Below are 23572 nucleotides of genomic sequence, written 5' to 3' on the forward strand. Positions count from 1 at the left end.
CCGCCCCGGCCGCCTCGACCTCGTCCAGCCTGCCGACGGGCGGGTGCGCGTGCTGCCGCGGCCGGAGCGCGCGACCGCACCGGACCCCGCGGTGCACGAGAGCGTGATCGAGCGTGTCGCGGGCCGCGAGTTCCGCGTCGACGCCGGCGGGTTCTGGCAGGTGCACCGGCTGGCGGCATCCACTCTGCACGGCGTCGTCCTGGCGGAGCTGCGTGGCCTCGGCGGCCTCGACCCCGATGCCCGCCACCTCGACCTGTACGGCGGGGTCGGGCTGTTCGCGACCGCGATCGGCGAGGTCGCGGGCCCCGCCGCCCGCATCACGAGCGTCGAGTCGGATCCCCGGGCGACCGAGCACGCCGGGGAGAACCTCGCCGGATGGCTCGGCGCCCGCGCCGAGACCGCCCGCGTCGAGCACTGGCTGCGGCGTCACGCCGCGGACCCCTCCGCCGAGCGCGCCCGCATCGCGGCCGGCGTCGTCGTGCTCGACCCGCCCCGCTCCGGCACCGGGCTCGAGGTCGCGCGCGACATCGCCGCGCTGGCACCGGCGGCGATCGTGTACGTCGCGTGCGATCCGGTCGCGCTCGCCCGCGACCTCGCCGCGTTCCACGAGCACGGCTACGAGGCCGCACGCGTACGCGCCTTCGACCTCTTCCCGCACTCGCACCACGTCGAGGCGGTGACCACGCTCATCCGTTCCGATGCGCGCCGATAGCATGTGCGCATGACCCGTGTCGCCTTCATCGACGATCATGAGTCGGTACGGCTCGGCGTCGAGGCGGCCTGCCTGCGCGCCGGCGGTGTCGACGTCGTGTTCTCCGGCGCGACGGTGACCGAATACCTCACCTGGCGCGCCGCGGCCGCGACCCCGCCGGCGGATGCCGTCGTGCTCGACCTGACCCTCGGCGACGGCACCACCGTCACCGAGAACGTCACCCGCCTGATCGCCGACGGGTCCAGCGTCGTCATCTACAGCGTCGCCGACCGCGCCGCGTCGGTGCGCGAGGCGCTCGCCGCCGGCGCCGCCGGGGTCATCTCGAAGTCCTCGCCCATCGAGGACGTCGTCGGCGCGATCGCGACGGTGGGACGCGGCGAGGTGCTGAGCAACGTCGAATGGGCCACCGCCGTCGACGGCGACCGCGAGTTCGCCGCCGCGCAGCTCTCGGCCCGTGAGCGGGAGGTGCTCAAGCTCTACGCCGCGGGTCTCCCGCTCAAGCTCGTCGCCGACCGGCTCGGCATCGCGTTCTCGACGGCGAAGGAGAACATCACCCGCATCCGCCTGAAGTACACGGATGTGGGACGCCCGGCGCCCACGAAGCTCGACCTGCACCGGCGGGCGCTCGAGGACGGCATCCTCTCCTCCGAGCAGGGCACGAACCGTGCCGGCTGACGCGACGCGCCCGGCGAGCCGCTTCGACGGCGGCGACTACCTGCCGACGGTGGAGGTCGCCGCCTTCACCCGCGAGCGCGTCGAGCGGGTCATGCTCGTCTCCGTCGGCTTCGGCTGCGCCGCGATCGGGGCGCAGGCGTTCTTCGTCGCCCTGAGCGATGACAGCGTGCTGCCGCCGTGGCGCATCGGGCTCATGCTGCTCGCCTTCCTGCCGCTCGTGCTCCTGGTCGCGTCCTACCTGCTCGGCAGGTTCGTGCGGGCCACGTCGATCGGCTTCATGGTCGCCTTCACGCTCGTGCTCGTGGCGTGGCCCTTCGCCACCCTGGGGACGGCGAGCGCGACCCAGCCGTGGGTGTACTTCCTGCTGAACGTGGGGACGGTCGCCGCGGTGCTCGTGCTGCGGATGACCCTGCAGGTCACGGTGACGGTCGGCATCCCGGTGCTCTACGGCACCGTCCGCATGGCCGAGCTCGGCTTCGCGCCGTCGGCCTGGCTGTCGGTGGGGCTGGACGTGTTCTACTCGGTCATCCTGGGCGGCGTGCTGCTGACCCTGGCCTGGACGTTCCGTTCCGCGGCGTCGGATCTCGACGAGCGCCGGGTCAGCGCCGTCAGCAGCTACGCGCGCGCCGCCGGCGTCGCCGCGTCGGAGCGCGAGCGGGTCGCGGTCGCGGCGCTCATGCACGACAGCGTCCTGGCCGCCCTCATCGCCGCCGCCCGCGCCGACAGCCCGCGCGAGCAGGACCTCGCCGTGACGATGGCCCGTGAGGCGCTGACCCGACTGGCCAACACCGAGCGGGACGCGAGCGAGGGCAGCGACGCCCCGGTCGACGTGCAGACGCTCATCGACTCTCTCGCGGCCGCGCTGCCGCCGGGCGTCACGGTCGAGAGCGACCGCCGGGGCGACGGGCCGCAGGTGCCCGGCCGCGTCGCGCGCGCGCTCGTGCTCGCCGCGACGCAGGCGATCTCGAACGCCGTCGCCCACGCGGATGCCGTCGGCCTGCGCGTCGAGGTCGTGTCCCGGTCGCGGCCGGCGTCGGTGACCGTGAGCGTCTCCGATCGCGGTCCCGGGTTCGACATGGATGCCGTGCCGGCCGACCGGCTCGGCATCCGCGCCTCGATCGTCGCCCGCGTGTCGGCGTTCGGCGGGCGCGCCATGATCGACACCGGCCCGCACGGGACCGTGGTCACGCTCGAGTGGCGGGAGGCGGGCGCATGATCAGCATCCGTCTGGTCCTCACGGTGCTCGCGCTCGCGATGACCGGCTACCACATCGGCCGCGGCCTGCTGTGGACCGCGCCGGTCCCGGCCCCGATCCTGATCCTGCTCTCGCTCGCCCTGTACGCGGCCGCGACCTGGGTGTGCGTGTTCTGGGGGTACTCCGGCGGGCGGATGTTCACCGGCCACATCGGCAATCGCCCGGTGCAGAGCCGCGACCGGCTGCCGATGTGGGCGTGCGCGGTCGGACTGCTCACCGCGCTGCTGATCCCGCCCACCGTCGCCTACGCGGTCGGTCCCGACGCGCTGACGGCCGGGTACGCGACCTGGTACATCGGCGGGATCGGCGCGCTCATGGTGGTGCTGATCGTGCGGCGGCGGCCGTGGCCGGCGTGGAGCGGCATCGCGCTGCTCAGCGGCTGGTCGATGTTCCTGCTCGGGCCGTGGTCCGCGCTCGGGCTCGGACTGGTCGGCTCGGTCATGTGGGTCGCCGCGGCGCAGTTCATCGTCTACGCGCTCGACCGCGCCGACCGCGACACCGAGCACCTCGGCGAGCTGCAGCGCAGCGCCTCCGCGGTGCACGCCGCGCAGGGCGGGCAGCAGCGCGAGCGCCGCATCCAGGTGCAGCGGGCGCTCGCGGTGGCCGGCCCGGTGCTGGCCCGCACGATCGCGAGCGGGGGGCGGCTGGGCGCGGACGGGCGGCTCGAGGCCCGCATCGCGGAGGGACGGCTGCGGGATGAGCTGCGCGGGCCGCGCCTGCTCGACGACGAGGTGCGGGAGGCGCTGGACAGCACCCGCCGTCGGGGCGCGGTGGTCACCGTCCTCGACGACGGCGGCCTGGAGGGGCTCGCCGAGGCGGACCTGCTCGCGGTGCGCTCCGAGCTGGCCGCCACGCTGCGCGCGGCCCGTTCGCAGCGGCTCTACATCCGCACGTCCGCCGACAGCGACGTCGCGGTCACGGTGGTCGGGCGAGCCCCCTCCACCCTCGGCCTCTCGGACGAGGACAGCGTCGACCTCTGGCGCGAGATCCCCCGCCCGCCGGCCGGCGCCTGACGCGAAGGTCTCGGGTACGTGTCTGCCGACCGCTCACGCCCGTGTCCCGTGCCGCTCCCCTTCCTCTCGTGGCCCTCGCGCCTCTCATCCGCTTCCCGCTACCTCCGTTGTGCAGGAAAAATCCGTCGAGCAGGACGAAGATCGCCGAAACCGTCCTGCGCAGCCGATTTCTCCTGCCCCGCGGATGCGGCGTCGCACGCACCGGCGGCCGCCGACATCCACGCCGGCGACCAGGCGACGCACGCGCATCGCCGCATCGCAAAGATCCGACGCGACCCGGGACCGTGCGCTCCAGTCCGCGACAGGGGAACCAAGACTTTCCCCCCGCCGCGGCGCGCCCGGCGGGGCCACGGAGTAGCTGACGCGGCGCGCTTGCGGGTGGCGCGCGCCGCCCACCGTGGTCACACGTCCGCGACGTCCTCGTGCAGCACGACACCATATGGGGCGTCCGAACGCACGAGACCGCCGCCGACGCGAAGGACCCGAGGAGGGCAGGGCTTTCGCATCCATCGCGCTCTGGCATCGGTCTGCGTGCCGCTGAAGCGCGGACAACGGAAGAGGCGGGGGGCGGCGTCTCCGCCAGCCCCCCGCCTGGCAGGTGATTACCCGAAAATCACCTGCGTGACCGAACCCGGGGGGAACCCTGGAAAATCCCGGGGCCGGTCGGACGCGAGATGCGTCCTAGCTCATCCAGTCTGTGTGACGGCGATGACGATGTCTGTAGGTATTTTGGGGGACACGGCGCTCTACCGGCCGAAGCGTCCCCACCCGATGTCGCGGCGCAGCGGCTGACGGAGGCCGCGTTGCGAGATCCGCCAGGCGCTCGGCCGCGACGGCTCGTCCGCGAGCGCGGCCGAGGACTCCTGCGCATAGGCGGCGCCGGCGACGGCGATGACGGCCGCGAGCTCCTCGTCGGTCGGGTTCCCGCGCAGCACGTCGATGCGGGGGGCGGCGTCCTCGCTCACAGCGGGATGTTCCCGTGCTTCTTGGGCGGCAGATTCGCGCGCTTGCCGCGCAGCGAGCGCAGCGCCTTCGCCACCGCCACGCGTGTCTGGGCCGGCTCGATGATGCCGTCCAGCTCGCCCCGCTCCGCCGCCAGGAACGGGCTCGTGACGCTGTAGGTGTACTCGTTGGCCAGGCGCGTGCGCACCGCGGCGACGTCCTCGCCGGCCTCCTCGGCGCGCTTCAGCTCGCCCCGATACAGGATGTTGACCGCCCCCTGGCCGCCCATGACCGCGATCTCCGCGGTCGGCCACGCCAGGTTGATGTCGGCGCCCAGCTGCTTGGAGCCCATCACGATGTAGGCGCCGCCGTAGGCTTTGCGCAGGATGACGGTCACCAGCGGCACGGTCGCCTCGGCGTACGCGTAGAGCAGCTTGGCGCCGCGGCGGATGACACCGGTCCACTCCTGGTCGGTGCCGGGCAGGTATCCGGGCACGTCGACCAGCGTCACGATCGGGATCGAGAACGCGTCGCAGAACCGCACGAACCGGGACGCCTTCTCGCCGGCGTCGATGTTCAGCGTGCCCGCCATCTGCGAGGGCTGGTTCGCGATGATCCCCACCGAGCGGCCCTCGACCCGGCCGAAGCCGATGACGATGTTCGGGGCGAACAGCGGCTGCACCTCGAGGAAGTCGCCGTCGTCGACGACGTGCTCGATGACCTGGTGGATGTCGTAGGGCTGGTTGGGGGAGTCGGGGATCACGGTGTTGAGGAAGCGGTCGGCATCCGTCGTCTCGAACTCGAACACGCCCTCGTAGGCGGGCAGGTCCGACATGTTGTTGTCGGGGAGGTAGCCGAGCAGCGTGCGCGCGTAGTCGATCGCGTCGTCCTCGTCCTCGGCGAGATAGTGCGCGACGCCCGAGCGCGTGTTGTGCGTGTAGGCGCCGCCGAGCTCCTCCATGCCGACGTCCTCGCCGGTGACCGTCTTGATGACATCCGGCCCGGTCACGAACATCTGGCTGGTCTTGTCGACCATGATCACGAAGTCGGTGAGCGCCGGGCCGTAGACGGCGCCGCCCGCGGCCGGGCCCATGATGATCGAGACCTGCGGGATGACCCCGGAGGAGGCGGTGTTCAGACGGAAGATCTCGCCGTACTTGCCGAGGGCGACCACGCCCTCCTGGATGCGGGCGCCGCCGGAGTCCAGGATGCCGATGATCGGGATGCCGCCGCGCAGGGCGAACTCCATCATCTTGATGATCTTGTCGCCGGCGACCTCGCCCAGCGACCCGCCGAAGGTCGAGAAGTCCTGCGAGTACACCGCGACGGTGCGCCCGTGGATGGTGCCGACGCCGGTGACGACGGAGTCGCCGTACGGGCGCGAGCGGTCCATGCCGAACGCCGTGGTGCGGTGGCGCACGTACTCGTCCATCTCGGAGAACGACCCGTGGTCCACGAGCAGCTCGATGCGCTCGCGGGCGGTGAGCTTGCCCTTCGCGCTCTGCTTGGCGTGAGCGGTGGTCTCCGCGTCGAGCACCGCCTCCTGGTAGCGGGCGCGGAGGTCCGCGAGCTTGCCGGCGGTCGTCGAGAAGTCGGGCTTGTCCGTCACGCGTTCCACCCTATCGGCGCGATTTCCGCGGACGTTGGAGGAAGCGCACAGCGCCGTCCGGCATCCGTTGTGTCGGACCGTCATGGATCCGCGCCGCTCGTCATCGCCGCCGCCTCCTCCTCTTCCCCGCGCGATGGCTACAGTTCCTGGCGATGGTGTCTGAAGTTTCTGGCGCCATCGCCAGGAAGCGGCGCCATCGCTGCCGGGGCGTCCGGGGCGGCGCGGCGCAGGGACGGCGCGCGAACGGCTGCCGCGACCGCGACGCCACGGCATAGGGTGGCGGTCATGAGCACCCCCGAACACGGTTACCCGCTCGTCGCGCAGATCAGTCCGCGCGTGCAGGTCGTGGACACGACCGGCTCGACCAACGCCGACGTGGTCGCGGCGGCAGCCGCCGACCCCGGCGGCTGGCCGCACCTGTCGCTGCTGCTGACCACCGATCAGCGGCACGGTCGAGGCCGCCTCGACCGCACGTGGACCGCCCCGGCGGGCACGGCGCTGGCCGTCTCGGTCGTGGCACGGGTGCCCGGCCTGCCGGTGCACGCGCGTGGGTGGATCCCGTTGATCGCGGGGACCGCGATGGCCCGCGCCGTGGGCGCGCAGCTCGGGCCCGCCGCGCTGGACGTGGCGGTGAAGTGGCCGAACGACGTGCTGGTGGCCGGCAAGAAGATCTGCGGCATCCTCGCCGAGGCCGTGCCGGCGCATCCGGATGCCGTCGTCGTGGGCGCCGGCGTGAACACCCGGATGCGTCCGGAGGACCTGCCCGTCACGACCGCCACCTCGTTCGCAGCCCTCGGACACGAGGCCGACGAGGACCGGCTGCTGGCCGACTATCTGACGCAGCTGCGCGATCTGCTGGCCGCGCTGACCGACGCCGGCGGCGACGCGGAGGCGGCCGGCATCCGTGACGCGGTGAGCGCGGCGTGCGCGACGCTCGGCGCCGAGGTCACCGTCTCGCTGCCGGACGGCTCGCAGCTCACCGGCACGGCCGCACGCCTCGACGCCGAGGGCCGGCTCGTCGTCGCGCGCGAGGGCGTGGAGGCGGTCGTCGCCGCCGGCGACGTCACGCACGTGCGGTGAGGCGCGTGTCATAACTCCGCCTGAGACGACCGATGCGGAGTGCCGTGCCGCGTGATCCCGGGCCCCGGCAACCTGGAAAGATCGCGCCAGGCGGAGTTGCGGCACGCTCCGGAAGACGCCCGACCCGCACAATGGCTCTATGACCCAGCCGAACTCGCTCGGGCGTCCGCTGATGCCGGCGCCCGGCGTGCCCGACCCCGAGCGGCGCGTCGTGCGCGTGCGGCGCAACGCGCGGCGGCTGTTCTGGCCGGCGCTCGTGCTGATCGCGATCGCGGGCGCCGTCGGCTACTACCTGGGGAACCTGCCGGCTCCCTTCGCCGACTGGATGCTGCTGAGCGCCGCGGGCGTCATCGTGCTGCTGGTGGTCGTGCTGCCGTACGGGCGGTGGGCCGCGCACACGTACACCATCACGACCCGGCGGGTGATCGAGAGCAGCGGCATGCTGGCCCGCCGCCGGCAGGAGCTCACCCACGTCCGCGGCTACACGATCGCGATGCGCCGCGGCCCGATCCAGCGGCTGTGGCGCATCGGCACCCTGACGCTCGACGACGGTGCCGGTGGCCGGCTCGTGCTGCGCGACGTGCCGGACGTGCAGCTGGTGCACGAGGTGCTGGTCGACCAGGTCGAGGTGAATCAGATCCTCGCCCACCGCGACGCGCAGGCGTCGCCGCCGATCCCGCCGCCCGGTGCCTGACCCCCTTACTCGGGTCGCCGAAGCGCGCGGCTCGGTGGGGGAGAATGGTCGGCGGCGAGAGGAGCCAGGATGACGGTGCGCATCGGAATCGTCGGAGGCGGGCAGCTCGCCCGCATGATGATCGGCCCGGCGGTCGAGATCGGGATCGAGCCTCGGGTGCTGGCCGAGGAGCCGGCGATGTCCGCCGCGCTGGCGGCGGTCGCCGTGGGCGACTATCGCGACCTCGACACCGTGCTCGCCTTCACGCGTGACGTCGACGTGCTCACCTTCGACCACGAGCACGTGCCGCAGGCGGTGCTGCGCGCGCTCGTCGAGGCGGGGGTCGCCGTGCACCCGGGACCGGATGCGCTGCAGTACGCGCAGGACAAGCTCGTCATGCGCGCGGGGCTCGACGAGCTGGGCCTGCCCCAGCCGGACTGGGCCGCGGTCACGGATGCCGCCGGGCTCCAGGCGTTCCTCGACGACCACGGCGGCCGCGCCGTCGTGAAGACACCGCGTGGCGGGTACGACGGCAAGGGCGTGCGCGTCGTCTCGGCGGGCACGGAGGCAGCCGACTGGTTCGCCGCCCTCGCCGAGGACGCCAACGGCGGGTCCCTGCTGGTCGAGGAGCTCGTCGACTTCACGCGTGAGCTCGCCCAGCAGGTCGCCCGCCGGCCGAGCGGCCAGATCGCGGTCTACCCGGTCGTCGAGACCGTGCAGCGCGGCGGCGTGTGCGCGGAGGTGATCGCGCCTGCGCCGCGCTCGGCGGGTCGCGTCGCCGACGAGGCCGAGCGCATCGGCGTCACGGTGGCCGAGGGGCTCGGGGTGACCGGGATGCTGGCCGTCGAGCTGTTCGAGACCGCCGACGAACGCGTCCTGGTCAACGAGCTCGCGATGCGTCCGCACAACAGCGGCCACTGGACCCAGGACGGCGCTGTCACCAGCCAGTTCGAGCAGCACCTGCGTGCCGTCGCCGACCTGCCGCTGGGCTCGACCGAGCCCACCGCCGCATGGTCGGCGATGATCAACGTCCTGGGCGGTCCCGCGGGCGCCGCGATGACCGACCGGCTGGCCCAGGCGATGGCCGAGCACCCGCGCGCGAAGATCCACACCTACGGCAAGGCGCCCCGCCCCGGCCGCAAGGTCGGCCACGTCAACGTCGCCGGCGCCGACCTCGACGACGTCGTGTACGAGGCGCGCGCCGCCGCCGCCGCGTTCGACTGACGCGGCGGCGGGAACCCTTCCTTCCGCGAGACCGCATCTGCGCGCCGAGACCGTGGGGTCATCCCACCCTCTCGGCGCGCAGATGCGGTCTCGCGGAATGGGGGGCGCGGCGGCGGGGCTCAGGGGGCGGGGGCGCCGGGCGGGCGTGGCGGTGCGGGGCTTGTCCAGGATCCGGCCGTAGCCTGTCGAGGTGACCCGGCCGCTGCACTCCTCCGACACGCCCCTCGTGGGCGTGGTCATGGGCTCCGACTCCGACTGGCGCGTGATGGCCGCCGCCTCCGCCGCGCTGACCGAGTTCGGCGTCCCGCACGAGGTCGAGGTCGTCTCGGCGCACCGCACCCCCGACAAGCTCGTCGCCTACGGTCGTGGCGCCCGGGAGCGCGGACTGCGGGTGATCATCGCCGGCGCGGGCGGCGCGGCGCACCTGCCCGGCATGCTCGCCTCCGTCACCCCGCTGCCGGTCATCGGCGTCCCGGTGCCGCTGTCCACGCTGGACGGCATGGACTCGCTGCTGAGCATCGTGCAGATGCCCGCCGGCATCCCAGTCGCCACGGTCTCGATCGGCGGCGCGACCAACGCCGGCCTGCTGGCCGCACGCATCCTCGGCGCCGCCGATCCGACGATCGCCGACCGCGTCGAGGCGTACGCCCGCGACCTGGAGGTCGCCGTCGAGGAGAAGAACCGGCGGCTGAAGGAGTCGCTGTGAGCGCCGCGACGAGTTCGCGGCGCGAGGCGCCGGCGGGTCTGGTCAACCCGTACCCGATGCGCTACCCCGACGGGTCGCGGCGGGTCATGACCCGCCGGGCGTGGTGGCTGCTCGCGCTGAACTTCCTCCTGCCCGGCTCCGCGCAGGCGGCGGCGGGAAGCCGGCGGCTCGCACGGATCGGGCTCGGCGCGACGCTGCTGATGTGGGTGCTGCTGGTCGTCGCGCTCCTGTTCGCCCTGCTGTGGCCGATCGCGGGATTCTCGATCCTCACCGGCGCCTGGCTGCCCGACTGGCTCGCGCTGCTGCGCCCGGTCCTGCTGTACCTGCTGCAGGCCGTGCTCGTGGCGTACGCCGTGCTGTGGGTGGTGCTCACGATCGACACGCTGCGCATGGTCCGCATCGTCAAGATGGCGCCGATCATGCGTGTCGTGGTGGTCGTGGCCGCGATCGTCTCGATGTTCGTCTCCGGCAGCTCGGCGGTGTGGGCGGCGAACGTGACCGGAAGCACCCGCTCCGCGATCAGCGACATCTTCGCCTCCACGGGCACGGTCGTCGACCCCGTCGACGGCTACTACAACATCCTGCTGCTGGGCGCCGACAGCGGTCAGGGCCGGGACTCGATGCGGTTCGACAGCATCTCGGTGGTCTCGGTGAACGCGGAGACGGGCGCGGTCACGATCTTCGGCATCCCGCGTGACCTGCCGAACGCACCGTTCCCCGAGGACAGCCCGATGTACGCGCTCTACCCCGACGGGCTCGAAGGCTACTCCTCCAGCACGTGCGGGTGGACCTCGGCCATCAACCAGCTCACCAACGTCGTGGAGGTGTGCCGCTCCGACGGCGGCACGAGCCTGTACCCGGACGCCGAGGCCGACTCGTCGACGCCGGCGATCGAGGCGACGAAGGATGCCGCCGAGGGCGTGCTCGGCATCCAGATCCCGTATTACGTGTTCATCGACATGGACGGCTTCGCGCAGCTCGTGGACGCGCTGGGCGGCGTGGACATCAACGTGACCGAGCGCCTGCCCGAGGGATGGGGTCCCACCTACTCCGGCGAGCCGGCGGAGGACTGGGCCATCGGCTGGATCGAGGTCGGCCAGCAGCACATGGACGGCGACACCGCGCAGTGGTACGCGCGCTCCCGGTACACGACGAGCGACTGGGACCGGATGCTGCGCCAGCGCCAGCTGCAGGAGGCGATCCTCGCCCAGTTCACCCCGGAGAACGTGCTCGTGCACTTCAACGAGGTCGCCGCGGCCGGCACCAACCTCCTGGAGACCGACGTGCCGCAGGGGCTGCTGCCGACGCTGATGGACCTCGCGATCAAGGCGAAGACCCAGACGGTCACGACGGTGGAGCTGACGCCGACCTCGGCCGGCGGCATCGGCGTCGACGACGAGGATCCGGACTACGAGTGGATCCATGACTACGTGCAGAACACGCTGCACCCCGCCACCGCCAGCCCGTCGTCCTGACGCGCCGCGCCGCTGGGCGCAGCCGCAGGCAGCCTGGTTAGGCTCGACGCATGGTCGTCTCGCTGCGCATGGTTCTCGATCAGCTCACGCAGCAGGTCGATCCCGACGTCGCCGAGGCCGAGGCCGAGATTGCCCGTGCCCTGGCGACCACGGCACCGTCGGGCTGCGAGGTGACGGCGATCGTCCCCGCCGGTGACGAGGGCGCGGCGACCGCGGCGGTGGCCGACCTCGCGGGCGTGACCAGGGCTCCCCTCGCCCGCGCGAAGCTGACGGCGAGCTGGCAGCTGGGGATCGCTCCCGGGGTCGGTGGCGGCCTCATCCACGCCGGGTCCCTCGTGGCGCCGCTCGTCCGGCACGACCGGGTCAACGAGAACGACCAGACCGTGGTGACGCTGTGGGATCTGTGCGCCTGGGAGGCGGCGGGCTCGCTGCCGCGCACGGTCGTGGCCGCGCAGCGCGCCCTCCTCAAGCGCGCCGAGAAGCATGCGGACGCGGTCGTGGTCCCGACCCACGCGATGGCCGAGCGGCTGGGCGGCCTCAGCCGGCTCGGCGGACGCGTCCGCGTGATCCCGGGTGCGGCTCCCGCCGGCTTCGCGGTGCCGTCGGATGCGGTCGGCCGGCGTCGTCATCTCGGCGTGCCCGACCGGGTGGTCGTCATCGCCGGCGGCGGATGCGACGACGACGCGCTCGCCGCGGGACTGTCCGCGGTCGGGTCGCTGCCGCTCGACGACGTCGAGGTGGTCGTCTCCGACGTGACGGGCCAGAACGCGTCGCGCGTCCGCGGCGTCGCCGACGCCGCCGGCCTGCCCGAGACGAGCGTGCACGTGCTGCCGCCGCTCGAGCCGGCGGATCGAGCCGCCGTGCTGGACGCGGCGCTGGCGCTGCTGGCGCCGTCGACGCTCAGCGGGTTCCCGTGGCGGGTGGTCGACGCGCTGGCCCTCGGCGTGCCGATCGTCGCGGTCGCCTCCGACGTCCACCGGGAGGTGCTGGTCGACGCCGGGCTGTTCGTGCCGGCCGCCGGGCTGGCGGAGGCGCTGCACCTCGTCGTCGACTCGGAGGAGAGCCGCCGCCGGTTCGCCGTTCGCGCGGCCGATCGCGGACGCGCGTTCTCGTGGCGCGATCATGCCGAGCGGGTCTGGGCGCTGCACGCCGAGCTGTGACACCGTCGGGTGGATGCCGATCGTGTGAGGAGCTGCCCGCCGGTTGGTGCGCTTTCCCGGGGTTTATCGGCATCGATCCAGCCAACCTCGCCGTGCGTGATCACCATTCATCAGAAGCGTCGAGCAGCTGAGCGTTCGCCGTATGACGGCCCTAGAACTCTGATCCCATTATTCCGCGAGCGTGAGCGGCGTTGTCGAGCAGTTGGCCGCGTCGTCGGGCAGACTGGTCGCCGTTCATGTGCCGTGGGTAGAGCTCGCGCGGCACGGCAGCCTGCGTGGCCACAGCAGCTGCCTCACCGTACACGTGACCGACCGAGTCCGACATGCTGTACGCGCCCCTCACGTGATCAGCAGTATCGGAACTCTCCTCGCACCGATTATAAAACGCCACAATTCGGGGTAATGACACCGGCCGTGGTGCATCAGCGACACGATGAAAGATCTAGGGGGCGCCCGCGAGCGCCATGCGCGGCGACCAGCTAGCGGCGCCGTACCCGTTGATTGCGATGCCCGAGTGCCTGAAAGAACGGCTGCCGAACGGAAAAGTAGCGCAATTGTCCAGAAAAGTCTGTCCCCCTTTTGGCCTACAGACAAGTCACACCACTGGTCCATAAGTTGCATAGCGTGATGGATCATCCAGAGGACGTAAGCACCCCGCTCGCTGCGGGGATGCCAAAGGCTATGTTCACGCGGCGCGCAGCGCTTGGTCTGGCCGGACTTTCCGTTGGGGCGATCGTTGCGTTGACCGTAGGAAATACGCCTGCGCAGGCGGACTCTGAGCCGACCTGGGGTCATCCGCTAAATCCGCGAGGAACAGTGAGTTCCGGTTTCCGCACGGCGGAGCGTCCGACCCACGACGGAATCGATTTCTGGAACAATATTGCGGGAAGCCGTGTCAACGATCCGATTTATTCGGTGGCTGACGGATATGTCAGCTTCTCTGGTAGTTCTGGAGACTACGGCAACCTGGTTATCGTAACTCACGCGGACGGATGGTCTTCTCGATACGCGCACACCCCGAGTGGCGCAATTCTGGCCGTCGGCACATCAGTGTCGCGTGGCACGCAGATCGCTAATATCGGAAGCACGGGTAACGCGCAAGGGCCGCACCTTCACCTTGAGATTTTAACTGGAAGTACATGGGTAGATCCGCAGCCTCGTGTTGAGAATGCCCCTCTCCCCGGTGAAGCCACCGCTGAATCGAATGAAAGCTGGTACGAAGAAATGGCCGTGATCGTCTCATCCTCGACCGATTCCTATAATGGAATCTGGCTCGCCGCCCCCGGATATTGGCATATGTTCACGGGTGAGGAGTGGACGCAGTTCAATGCGCACGGGCTCCGTGAGGGTATGACGGTAGTGACTCCGGTGAACGACCGTGACTTCGACGTAATCCGCGACATCTATACTCAGGCCAGCGCAATCTAATACAAGTTGTGGCTTCTGTGAGGCGACTTACCAGGTGGGCTATGACGTAGGTTCGGTGTTGACCTAGGCGACACGGGTCACTCCGTTCGCGCTTTCGCCGTTGTGGGCCGATCGTACCCGATATGGGAGCTGCGGGCTCCTCCTGGCACTGAGTAGCCTCTGTAGGCAATCCGAGCGGACCAGCGCAGCGCGATCCGAACGAGAACGATCAATTGATCGTTACCCCGTACTTCCTGCGGGAATAGACCTCGGCGTTGACCCTTCGGGAAGCTCAGAGTTGTCGTGGCAGGCCTGCTCGGGCTCTCGGCGGACGGAGTCGCATCCTCCGCCGACAACGCGCTCATCGAAAGCTTCTGGTCCACGATGCCACCCGCTTAGCGAGACGCGTGCGCGCGGCGGAAGTTGCTGAGAGCAGCCGTAGAGCGCGGTGTGTCGTCTGCAAAAACTGAAGAAACTTTGCTACTCACGCGCAACATCCGTCACACTGTTCACATGCATCGCAGGCCGAACTCATCACATCGTCTGCGCGGGGTTCTCGGGGTCGTCGGCATCGCAGCCGTCGTCATCGCCGGATTTATCGGCACGAGCTCTGCTGCGCAGGCGACGACAGCGGATTCCGTGACCGCGTCCACGGCAGCCTCCGGGATCGTCCAGACGGCCGATCTGAGCCAGTTCCAGGCGGGCAACATCATCAGCGATACGGTCTTCTACGACTCGAGCACGATGAGCCAGTCTCAGGTCCAGGGGTTCCTCAACTCGAAGGTGAGCTCCTGCAAGTCCGGCTACACGTGTCTGAAGAGCTGGACCGGGCCCTCCTCGTCGCAGTCGGCCAATGCGATGTGCTCCGCGTTCAGCGGGAGCTCGAGTGAGACGGCGGCGTCTCTCATCTACAAGGTGGCACAGGCGTGCGGGATCAACCCGCAGGTGCTGCTGGTGATGATCCAGAAAGAACAGGGCCTGGTGACCTCGACGGCGCCGTCGACCTACGCCTACAACTACGCGATGGGCTACAACTGCCCCGACACTACCGGCTGCACCTCCGACGGGCTCGGCTTCGCGACGCAGGTGTACGGCGGCGCCTACATGCTCAAGCGCTACTCGAACCCCACGGGGACGAGCAAGTACTTCACCTGGTACGCGCCGGGGAACACCTGGAACATCCTGTATAACCCGAGTACCTCGTGTGGTTCGTCGGCGGTCTACATCCAGAACCAGGCCACGGCGAACCTGTACTACTACACGCCCTATCAGCCGAACGCCGCCGCGCTCGCCGCGGGTTATGGCACGGGCGACAGCTGCTCGGCCTACGGCAACCGGAACTTCTACAACTACTTCACCGACTGGTTCGGCTCGACGCAGGGCTCAGTGCTCCCCATCGGTTCCGTCGATGAGGTGGTGACTTCTCCCGGGTCGTTCACTGTACGCGGCTGGGCGGCAGACCCTGACACCGCCGATTCGATCTCGGTGCACATCTACGTCGGAAGCAGCGCGACCAGTGTCGTTGCAGACCAGGAACGCCCGGATGTCGCGGCGGTATATCCGACGCTGGGGTCGGATCACGGCTTCCAGGCTGTCGTAAGCGCCACTGGGTCGAGCCCCGTTGACGTCTGTGTCTTCGCAATTGACTCTGAGAACCCGGACCAGCACACGCTGCTTCAATGTCGCACGCTTGATGCGATGACTGGTGCCCCTACCGGGTCCATCGATTCGTTCACGACGGAAGGATCGAGCGCCACGATCTCTGGATGGGCACTCGACCCGGATTCGACGGGGTCGGTCACTGTCCGGGTTGCTGTCGACGACGAGGACACGGATGTTATCGCAAGCTCGGACCGACCCGATCTGGCTCCCTACTTTCCGGCTTACGGCACTGCGCACGGGTACAGCGCAACGGTCGTGCTGCCGCCCGGGACACATCAGGTGTGCGTGTCCGTGTTGAACGTAGGTGCGGGAAGCGATACGAGCCTGGGCTGCCGTAGTGCGAGCGTGGAGATCGCCGACGACCAAGGTCTGGCGCCGTTCGGGGCTTTCGATACGATGAGTGTCAGCGGAACCTCAGCGCTCATACGGGGTTGGGCGATCGACCCGGATACGACAGGCCCGATCGCGTACCGCGTGACGGTCAACGGCGTCGCGACCACGTACACAGCCTCGTTCACGCGTCCTGACGTCGGCGCCGTATACCCGGCTTATGGCGCAAAGCACGGGTTCGAGAAGACCATCGACCTTCCGAACGCCGACGCAGAGGTCTGCGTCACCGCAATAAATACCGATGGCGCGGACACGTACCTCGGTTGTCGCAACCGGAAGGGCGTGATCGCCAACCGGCTGCCCGTGGGGTCGGTCGATGCCGTTGAGGTCTCGCCTGGAGTATTCCAGGTGAGGGGATGGGCAGCGGACCCCGACACGATCGATCCGATACCCGTGCACATCTGGATCGGCAACTCCGCCACTGCGGTGACTGCGGACGGTGATCGACCGGATGTGGCGGCAGCCTTCACCACGTTCGGCGCCGCGCACGGGTTCAGCGCGACGATCAACGCGAACGGCGGTGGGACGACTCAGATATGCATCTTTGCGATCGATACGGATCCTGATCAGCACACGCTGCTGAAGTGCGTCAGCGTCAACGCCATGAGCGGCTCTCCGATCGGATCCTTCGATACCGTCCGTGTCGAGGGCGGCACGACGACGATCACCGGCTGGGCCATCGACCCCGACACAGTCGACCCCGTCACCGTCGTCGTCACCGTCGATGGCTCGGAAAATGCACGATTGGTCGCCGAGGCCGAACGTCCGGATCTTGCTTCGTATTACCCGGCCTACGGGACCGCCCATGGCTACGTGCAGAACCTGCAACTCGGCTCGGGCCGGCACACGATTTGTGTCTCCACGGTGAATGTCGCCGCGGGGGCGGACACTTCACGCAGTTGCAAGACAGTCGACGTGCCTTGAGGTAATCCGCGAGAAGCGGGACGGCGGGTTTGCTGCCGCGTCGTTCCATCCGGGAGACTGGCAATCGTGCGGTGTCGTCCTCGCTGCCGGGACCTGTCGTTAGCGAGTGTTGCCAGCAACCCGGGCCTCGCGCCCACACCGGGGCGCCTCGCAAGAGCGGCTGCGGATTCCGTTCGCTGAATGTTCTTGCTCAAGTGCGACGTGCAACGGCGCGACCACAGCGCACATATATGGAGGATCATCGTGCAAACGATCGTTTGGTTGCGTGGTCAGGGTCGTCGCGCTTTCGGCCTCGTCGTCAACCTCATCCTCACCGCCGTTGTCGTCCTGGGCGCGTACCTGTACCGGTTGCCGTGTTTCGGCCCGACCTATGAAGCGAACGGGGCGACCAGCGGCGACCTCGTCGCCTCGTGGTATGGCAAAGGCTGTTATACCGACTTTCAGGCCCTGTGGGCAGGTCGCAGCCTTTTCGAGCATCTGTTGCCGTATGTCAACGGCGGCACTGGCTCAGATGGTGTCTTGCTGCCCGGCACGCTCGAGTATCCCGTGTTATCAGGGTTGCTGACTTGGCTGGTCGCGCTGCCGGTATCGACCGACCAACAGTTCTATACGCTGTTCGCCATCGTTCTGGGCGCCTGCAGCCTGGGGATCACGGTGCTTCTCGTTCGTCTAGGTGGATGGCGCGCTCTGTGGTGGTCGCTCGCGTCGGGTGTGTTCCTCTATGCGACGTACAACGTGGAGATGTTCGTCGTGTTGCTCGCGACCGCTGGACTGTGGGCCACGTGGCGTGCTTGCCGATCGACGGGTCACTCGACGGTCTGGCTTACAGCGGCCGGTCTGCTGCTCGGGCTCGGTGGATGCGCGAAACTATATCCGTTGCTGTTCGTGGCGCCGATCGGGCTCTGGGCGCTCCTGCCGCGGACGAGGCAGGATGGGAAGGGCTTCTGGCAGAGTCTGCGGTGGCAACGGTTTCTCGCCGTTGTCGGCGCGGCCGTGGCTGTCGTGCTCGTCCTCAACCTCCCGTTCGTTCTCATCAACTTCGACGGATGGGTCGCGGGAATCCGCTTCCAATGGAGCCGGGACATCGATGGGTCGACGAACACGATCTGGTACTGGGGGCTACGGCCCTACATCGACAGCCAGCACGTGCAGACGCTGCTGCGTCCCGTCGTCACCTTCGCGACCCTGATAGGGATTCTCGCGCCGGTGGTCTGGGGGACGATCCGTTGGTGGCGTCGTGCAGATTTTCCCTGGCTCGAAGTGTCGGCCGCCATGCTCATGGCCTATCTCCTGCTGAACAAGGTGCATTCGCCACAGTACGTCCTGTGGCTCATTCCGTTCTTCGTCCTACTGCGTATCGGGTGGCCCTGGATCGTCGCTTACTACATTGCCGACGTATTCACCGGCGTCGGATTCTTTGCGCGCGCCGCCGCCAATACCGCCTCGATCGAAGCGTCAGTCTGGCCGCAGATCTTCATATTGGGCGTGTGGGGGAGAGCAGTCCTACTGTTCGTCCTCTTCTTCGTTGCGATGAGAACCAAGCCCGTTTGGCTGGGCCAGAAACATGACGCCGTTGTGATTCCTCAAAGCGTCTAAATACGCGAACTCTTCGTCCTGCGGAACCGCAAGGCTGCAAGCTGCGTGAGAAACTGCACGCCCTGCCAGAAAGACGCCTTCGACTCGCCGGCGTGCCGCTCGGCGAAGTGGAACGGGATCTCTGCGATTCGCAACGGCTGACGCACCAGGATCTCGAGCAGGATCTTGAAGCCGCGCGGATGGAGCGTGTGCAGGTCGATCTGACGGGTGTCCACGAGGAAGAACCCGGTCATCGGATCGGAGCACTGCCGCAGACGCCGGGGGAACAGGACTTTCGCGACGACCGTCGAGGCGCGGGAGACGAGGCTGCGTACCGCCCCGGAGAGCCCGTCCGCCGTGCCGGCGCCGGTGTAGCGGGACGCCACCACGACATCGGCGCCGCCCGCGCGGAACCGTTCGACGAGCTTGGGGACGTCCTGGGGCGGATGCTGCAGGTCGCCGTCCATGACCACGCAGATGTGCGCCTCAGCGGCGCGGAACCCTTCGACCACGGCTCCGCCCAGGCCGCCCACGCCCACTTCGCGATGGATGACGCGGACCGGCAAGACTGCGCCGTCGGCCAGTGAGCGGATCACGTCGGGCGTGTCATCGGTCGAGTCGTCGACGAACACGATCTCGCACTCGAGGTCTCCGGTCGAGTCCGCGAGCTGACGGATCAGCTCTGCGACATTGAGTGATTCGTTGAACGTCGGGACGACGACGGTCAGTTCCATTGCGCTGTGTCCTTCTTTTCCCGTGCTCAGCACGGGGCGCCCGCTGGGCGCATCATTACGAGCCACATTACGGGATGAAGCTGTGTCCGCGCCAAACCCCGACTGAGTTACCGCTGCCGGGGGCGTCACGATGATTCCTTGGCTGCGGGATCACCGCCTCCGCGCGTTCCTCATCGGCCGATCTCAGAGAAAGCCGCTAAAATCGATCTTCAATTACCTTGCACATCCGCAATTCGTTCCGGTAGCATAATTTGTGTGCCGCCCGATCTCACGCGACGATCCATTCTCATGTCTGGCCTGCTTTTTGGTGGTGCGCTGGCGGGTGTCGATGTTGTTTTCCAAACCGCGGCTGCGAGAGCCGACAACGCATGGGGCAGTTATGCGAACGGCTACATTCCGACATCTGCGCTTGCTGAGATCCCGTGGTCGGACAATGGTGTCCAACTTCTTCGTTCGGATGCGTTAGTTGCATTAGAGGATATGAATGCGGAATTCGTAGGAAGTTTTGGCTATAATATACCGATTAATTCGGCGTACCGCGATTATCAGGGGCAAGTCGAAGCTCGCGCATATTGGTGTGCACAAGGAAATTGTGGGAATGCGGCTACGCCTGGAACGTCGAATCATGGCTGGGCTTTGGCAGTGGATATCGGTACACCTAGCCACCAAACGATCGCTTTCGGTAGCACCGCCTACCTGTGGCTGAAAGCGCAAGCATCTCGTTACGGATGGGTGCATCCTTCCTGGGCCGAACCCGGAGGCGCTCATCCAGAAGCATGGCATTGGGAATACAATGAAACGTATACACCGGCGCCAGTCGCCGAACTATTTGAAAGCGATGAGATGATTCGAATCAGTGCGCCAAACCGTGGTATCGCTATTATTGGTGCAGGATATTTTCGTCAGCTTCAGGATAACGAAGAGGTGTCGGCTGCGGAGTCGATTGTCTCCAAGACCCTGGAGGGAAATGACCGCCAGTTCGATCTGTGGAAGTCGATCGCGATCAGCGGCTCGTCTTCGTGAGATGAGATTCTCGCGTCGGAGGACACCTCATTCCGCGACGTAGCGGCTGAGTTCGTCCGTCTGGGTGCGGGGCTTTGTTTTAACCCTTAGCGAGCTCCAACCTCAGCACGCTGTAGGCCTGGCGGGAGAGCACCGGACCGGCGACGTTCGCGAAGATGTCCTCCGCATGATGGATCCCGCGTCGCCGGTGAGGGGCGGATCGCGTGTCATCGGTCGAGTCGTCGACGAACACGATCTCGCACTCCAGGTCCCCGGTCGAGTCCGCGAACTGACGGATCAGCTCTGCGACGTTGGGTGATTCATTGGACGTCGGGACGACGACGGTCAGTTCCGTTGCCATGTGTCCTTCTTTTCCCGTGCTCAGCACGGGGTGCCGCTGCACGATTCTCCCTCCACCATAGGAGGCGAAGCTGAGCGTCCTGTCCTTCGATCCGATAGCTTCGCCGTATAAGACGGTGGTCGTGGAGTTGATACCGGACGCGCACGTCGGGCAGTGCACGATCGGGACTGCAGCCTCCGGGCGCCGGACGCCGACGATCGTCGGCGGGGCACGCGCCACTGGTTCCGCAGGCCGGCACAGGGCCGTCCGCTGGCTGCGGCGGGCGCCGATCCTCACAGCGCTGGCACTGGTCGTCGTCGCCACCGGCGTCGCGTGGATCAGGTTGCCCACGGACGCGCTCGGCGCGATCTGGGCCGACGACGCTCAGCCGTTCCTCTCCGAAGCCTGGGCGAACGGCCCGTGGGCGAGCGTGTTCACGCCCTACGCGGGATATCTGCACGTGGTGCCGCGGATCGTCACGGCGCTCACGGTGCAGTTCCTGCCGCTCGACCTCGCCGCCTTCGGGCTCGCCGCAGGTTCGTGCATCGTCGCGGGTATCACGGCGGGGCTCGTGTTCGTCTGCTCGGGCGCGGTGCTGCCGTGGGCTCCGGCCCGGGTCGCGGTCGCCTTGATCACGGTGATGGCACCGCTCTTGCCGGTGCAGGTGCTCGGCAACCCGACGAATCTGCACTGGTTCGCGGTCTGGTTGACCCCCTGGCTCCTGCTGGCGCGGCCGAAGGGGAGGGGGACGACGGTCGTCTTCTTCCTCGCAGCCCTTCTGGCGGCCCTCACCGAGCCGCAGGTGTTGCTGTTCGTCCCGCTGATCTTCGTGCCGCCTTATCGGCGACGTCGATTTCTCGTCATGGCGGGAACCCTGATCGGTGGCATCGTCCAGATCGTCGTGTCCGTGATCGCTCCGCGCGTCATCAGCGGAGACATCGATCTCGGCTTCGTCTCGGTTCTCAGGGGGTGGCTGTTCTACGCGGTCCTGCGGCTCTGGGTGCCATCCGACGGCACGGCGGCCGACATGATCGTGGGGTCGGGCTGGTGGGTCGCGGTGGTCGCCCTGCTGCCGTTTGTGGCGGCCGCCGTCGTGGTCGTGCTGCGCGGCACGGCGGCCACCAGACTCCTCCTCGTCGCGCTGACCGCGGCGTCGATCGGGACGTTCGCGACCCCCTACCTCGTCAACAAGGGCGGCGGGAGCGACTACGCGGATTACAGCCGGTGGGAGGGCTACGACCTCATCGTCTCCCTCACGCAGGACCCGATCGCGATCTTCGCCGCTCATCGGTATGCTGTCGCGCCGCAGATGTTCCTGCTGGCGACGCTGCCTTTGGCGGCCTACGCGCTGTGGCGCAGCGGACGGCGCCGGATGACCGTGGCGCCACTGGTCGTCCTAGGGGTGGTGTTCGGGATGGCGTTCCTCGGCAACCATCCGAGCGACCGCGACGGATCCCCCGATTGGGCCGACGACGTCGCGACAGCGCGTGCCGCGTGTGCGGCTCTGCCGGAGGACACCGCGCTGACCTGGGAGTCGTTCCCTCAGGGATGGTCGGTCACGTTCACCTGCGCTCAGATCGACGCCGGCTACCCGCGCTCGTGACCGGGTCGGAGATACCGCGACAGCTCGTCGCCCGCGGTCGTCGGCGTGTACCCGGTGGCGACCAGCGTGGAGACATCCAGCACGCTGTTCGCGGGGCGGGGAGCCACCGGGCCGGCGGCGTTCGCGAAATAGTCGGCAGTGCTGACCGGGCTGACTCGTCGCACGTCGTGACCGGTGAGCTCGAACACGGCGCGGGCGATGTCGTACCAGCTCTGCGGCTCGCCGTCATTGGTGACGTTGTAGACGCCGTACGCCGCGCGCGCGTCGAGCAGGTGGTGGATCGCCGCGGCGATCGTCGAGGTGAAGGTGAGACGGCCGGTCTGGTCGTCCACGACCTTCGGATCCACGCCGCGCTCGGCCAGCGACGCCATGGTGCGCACGAAGTTGTTGCCGTCGCCGATGACCCAGCTGGTGCGGATGATGTAGTGACGCGGCACGGTGGCGGCGATGGCGTCGCCGGCGGCCTTGGTCTGACCGTAGACGCCGAGCGGGCTGACCGGGTCGGTCTCGGTGTAGGGGCCCTCCTTGGTGCCGTCGAAGACGTAGTCGCTGGAGACGTGCACGAGGGTGATGCCGTGGGCGGTCGCGACGCGGGCCAGGTTGGCGAGCGCGGTGACGTTGCCCGCCCACGCCTCGGCACGGCCCTGCGCCGTCTCGGCCCGGTCGACGGCGGTGTAGGCGGCGGCGTTGATGATCGTGCCGTAGTCGCGCCAGCGGCGCGCGCCGTCCAGCTCGGTGCCGGCGATGTCGAGAGCGTCCCGCGTCGCGTACTCGACCCACGGGACGTCGCCGAACTCCTCCCGCAGCGCGCGCCCCAGCTGCCCGTTCGCGCCCGTGACGAGGATCCGCTTCGGAGGGATGGGGGTGACGCCTGACAGCCGCGGGTGGTTCTGGTCCTTCTCGCTGATCTCGACCCGGTCCAGCGGGATGGGCCACTCGATCGCCGCGGTCTCGTCCGCGAGGTTCAGGAACGAATACGCGGCGTCGGGGGACCAGTGGTCGTTGACGAGATACGTGTACGCCGTGTCCGGCTCCAGCGTCTGGTAGGAGTTGCCCACCCCGCGCGGCACATAGATCGCCTTCGACGGGTCGAGCTCGGTCGTGTACACGGCGCCGAACGACGGGCCTTCGCGCAGGTCGACCCACGCGCCGAAGATGCGCCCGGTCGCCACCGACACGTACTTGTCCCACGGCTCCGCGTGGATGCCGCGGGTCGTGCCGACGGCGTCGTTGAACGAGATGTTGTTCTGCACCGGCCCGAAGTCCGGAAGGCCCAGCGGAAGCATCTTCTCGCGCTGCCAGTTCTCCTTGAACCACCCGCGGGAGTCGCCGTGGACGGGAAGGTCGAAGACGACCAGCCCGGGGATGGGCGTCTCGGTGATGGCGAGCTTCTTGCCGTACTCGGTCACCG

At 68.6% G+C, this 23572-nt stretch carries 19 protein-coding genes and 1 pseudogene; 15 read left to right on the forward strand and 5 right to left on the reverse strand.

Annotation, left to right across the window (positions count from 1 at the left end; all coding sequences use genetic code 11):
* The 4 genes and pseudogenes from QM626_RS06015 to QM626_RS06030 all read left to right on the forward strand — a co-directional run.
* Window positions 1-712 (forward strand): annotated as a pseudogene (locus tag QM626_RS06015) (class I SAM-dependent RNA methyltransferase); the annotation flags it as partial.
* A 9-nt stretch (window positions 713-721) separates the two neighbouring features.
* Window positions 722-1387 (forward strand): response regulator, encoded by a 666-nt coding sequence (locus QM626_RS06020; RefSeq protein ID WP_415075006.1) that lies wholly within the window; start codon window positions 722-724, stop codon window positions 1385-1387.
* Window positions 1377-2603 (forward strand): sensor histidine kinase, encoded by a 1227-nt coding sequence (locus QM626_RS06025; RefSeq protein WP_415075008.1) that lies wholly within the window; start codon window positions 1377-1379, stop codon window positions 2601-2603. Before QM626_RS06020 ends, QM626_RS06025 begins: the two co-directional genes overlap by 11 nt.
* A complete protein-coding gene (locus QM626_RS06030) occupies window positions 2600-3655 on the forward strand; it encodes a hypothetical protein (protein ID WP_415075010.1) in 1056 nt (351 codons plus the stop codon). Before QM626_RS06025 ends, QM626_RS06030 begins: the two co-directional genes overlap by 4 nt.
* A 746-nt stretch (window positions 3656-4401) precedes the next feature.
* Here the strand turns inward: QM626_RS06030 and QM626_RS06035 are convergent.
* Both QM626_RS06035 and QM626_RS06040 read right to left on the reverse strand, forming a co-directional pair.
* Window positions 4402-4620: an acyl-CoA carboxylase epsilon subunit gene (locus tag QM626_RS06035; protein WP_415075012.1), complete on the reverse strand. Its 219-nt coding sequence runs from the start codon at window positions 4618-4620 to the stop codon at window positions 4402-4404.
* Window positions 4617-6206 carry an acyl-CoA carboxylase subunit beta gene (locus QM626_RS06040; RefSeq protein ID WP_415075014.1) on the reverse strand — a complete coding sequence of 530 codons (1590 nt, stop codon included), beginning with the start codon at window positions 6204-6206 and terminating at the stop codon, window positions 4617-4619. Before QM626_RS06040 ends, QM626_RS06035 begins: the two co-directional genes overlap by 4 nt.
* A gap of 285 nt (window positions 6207-6491) precedes the next feature.
* On the opposite strand from QM626_RS06040, the gene QM626_RS06045 reads away from it, so the two are divergent.
* The 9 genes from QM626_RS06045 to QM626_RS06085 all read left to right on the forward strand — a co-directional run bounded on the left by QM626_RS06045 (window position 6492) and on the right by QM626_RS06085 (window position 18503).
* Window positions 6492-7286, forward strand: a complete 795-nt coding sequence (locus tag QM626_RS06045) for a biotin--[acetyl-CoA-carboxylase] ligase (protein WP_415075016.1) — start codon at window positions 6492-6494, stop codon at window positions 7284-7286.
* 139 nt (window positions 7287-7425) lie between these two features.
* The gene (locus QM626_RS06050; RefSeq protein ID WP_415075018.1) at window positions 7426-7980 is read left to right on the forward strand and encodes a PH domain-containing protein; all 555 of its coding nucleotides are present in this window, start codon (window positions 7426-7428) and stop codon (window positions 7978-7980) included.
* A 69-nt stretch (window positions 7981-8049) separates the two neighbouring features.
* Window positions 8050-9183, forward strand: coding sequence for a 5-(carboxyamino)imidazole ribonucleotide synthase (locus QM626_RS06055; protein ID WP_415075020.1), 1134 nt, complete (start codon window positions 8050-8052; stop codon window positions 9181-9183).
* A 238-nt stretch (window positions 9184-9421) separates the two neighbouring features.
* Window positions 9422-9889, forward strand: a complete 468-nt coding sequence (gene purE / locus QM626_RS06060; RefSeq protein WP_415075128.1) for a 5-(carboxyamino)imidazole ribonucleotide mutase — start codon at window positions 9422-9424, stop codon at window positions 9887-9889.
* Window positions 9886-11364, forward strand: a complete 1479-nt coding sequence (locus QM626_RS06065; protein WP_415075022.1) for an LCP family protein — start codon at window positions 9886-9888, stop codon at window positions 11362-11364. The genes purE and QM626_RS06065 overlap by 4 nt, the downstream gene beginning before the upstream one ends.
* A 50-nt stretch (window positions 11365-11414) precedes the next feature.
* Window positions 11415-12524 (forward strand): glycosyltransferase, encoded by a 1110-nt coding sequence (locus QM626_RS06070; protein WP_415075024.1) that lies wholly within the window; start codon window positions 11415-11417, stop codon window positions 12522-12524.
* 627 nt (window positions 12525-13151) lie between these two features.
* Complete coding sequence (locus tag QM626_RS06075; RefSeq protein WP_415075026.1) at window positions 13152-13952, forward strand: M23 family metallopeptidase; 801 nt, start codon at window positions 13152-13154, stop codon at window positions 13950-13952.
* Between the two features lie 492 nt (window positions 13953-14444).
* Window positions 14445-16907, forward strand: a complete 2463-nt coding sequence (locus tag QM626_RS06080) for a hypothetical protein (protein WP_415075028.1) — start codon at window positions 14445-14447, stop codon at window positions 16905-16907.
* 243 nt (window positions 16908-17150) lie between these two features.
* Complete coding sequence (locus tag QM626_RS06085) at window positions 17151-18503, forward strand: hypothetical protein (protein ID WP_415075030.1); 1353 nt, start codon at window positions 17151-17153, stop codon at window positions 18501-18503.
* Here the strand turns inward: QM626_RS06085 and QM626_RS06090 are convergent.
* Complete coding sequence (locus tag QM626_RS06090) at window positions 18500-19345, reverse strand: glycosyltransferase (protein WP_415075032.1); 846 nt, start codon at window positions 19343-19345, stop codon at window positions 18500-18502. The genes QM626_RS06085 and QM626_RS06090 overlap by 4 nt on opposite strands.
* Window positions 19346-19471: 126 nt before the next feature.
* Here QM626_RS06090 and QM626_RS06095 point away from each other — a divergent pair, with 126 nt between their 5' ends.
* Complete coding sequence (locus QM626_RS06095; RefSeq protein ID WP_415075034.1) at window positions 19472-20239, forward strand: D-alanyl-D-alanine carboxypeptidase family protein; 768 nt, start codon at window positions 19472-19474, stop codon at window positions 20237-20239.
* A 79-nt stretch (window positions 20240-20318) separates the two neighbouring features.
* Here the strand turns inward: QM626_RS06095 and QM626_RS06100 are convergent, their stop codons facing one another.
* Window positions 20319-20579, reverse strand: a complete 261-nt coding sequence (locus QM626_RS06100; protein WP_415075036.1) for a glycosyltransferase — start codon at window positions 20577-20579, stop codon at window positions 20319-20321.
* Window positions 20580-20700: 121 nt separating this feature from the next.
* On the opposite strand from QM626_RS06100, the gene QM626_RS06105 reads away from it, so the two are divergent.
* Window positions 20701-22161, forward strand: coding sequence for a hypothetical protein (locus QM626_RS06105; protein ID WP_415075038.1), 1461 nt, complete (start codon window positions 20701-20703; stop codon window positions 22159-22161).
* Here the strand turns inward: QM626_RS06105 and rfbD are convergent.
* Window positions 22146-23570, reverse strand: coding sequence for a dTDP-4-dehydrorhamnose reductase (rfbD, locus tag QM626_RS06110; RefSeq protein WP_415075040.1), 1425 nt, complete (start codon window positions 23568-23570; stop codon window positions 22146-22148). The two genes, QM626_RS06105 and rfbD, sit on opposite strands and share 16 nt — an antisense overlap.
* Window positions 23571-23572 lie beyond the last annotated feature (2 nt).

It is taken from the genome of Microbacterium sp., from assembly GCF_047606385.1.
In the GTDB taxonomy this organism is placed as follows: Bacteria; Actinomycetota; Actinomycetes; order Actinomycetales; family Microbacteriaceae; genus Microbacterium.

Excerpts from the sequence above, each read along its gene's own strand:
- QM626_RS06020 (WP_415075006.1), top strand. The coding sequence starts at position 722 with ATGACCCGTGTCGCCTTCATCGACGATCATGAGTCGGTACGGCTCGGC.
- QM626_RS06030 (WP_415075010.1), top strand. The coding sequence starts at position 2,600 with ATGATCAGCATCCGTCTGGTCCTCACGGTGCTCGCGCTCGCGATGACC.
- QM626_RS06045 (WP_415075016.1), top strand. The coding sequence starts at position 6,492 with ATGAGCACCCCCGAACACGGTTACCCGCTCGTCGCGCAGATCAGTCCG.
- QM626_RS06050 (WP_415075018.1), top strand. The coding sequence starts at position 7,426 with ATGACCCAGCCGAACTCGCTCGGGCGTCCGCTGATGCCGGCGCCCGGC.
- QM626_RS06055 (WP_415075020.1), top strand. The coding sequence starts at position 8,050 with ATGACGGTGCGCATCGGAATCGTCGGAGGCGGGCAGCTCGCCCGCATG.
- purE (WP_415075128.1), top strand. The coding sequence starts at position 9,422 with ATGGGCTCCGACTCCGACTGGCGCGTGATGGCCGCCGCCTCCGCCGCG.
- QM626_RS06070 (WP_415075024.1), top strand. The coding sequence starts at position 11,415 with ATGGTCGTCTCGCTGCGCATGGTTCTCGATCAGCTCACGCAGCAGGTC.
- QM626_RS06075 (WP_415075026.1), top strand. The coding sequence starts at position 13,152 with ATGGATCATCCAGAGGACGTAAGCACCCCGCTCGCTGCGGGGATGCCA.
- QM626_RS06080 (WP_415075028.1), top strand. The coding sequence starts at position 14,445 with ATGCATCGCAGGCCGAACTCATCACATCGTCTGCGCGGGGTTCTCGGG.
- QM626_RS06100 (WP_415075036.1), bottom strand. The coding sequence starts at position 20,579 with ATGGCAACGGAACTGACCGTCGTCGTCCCGACGTCCAATGAATCACCC.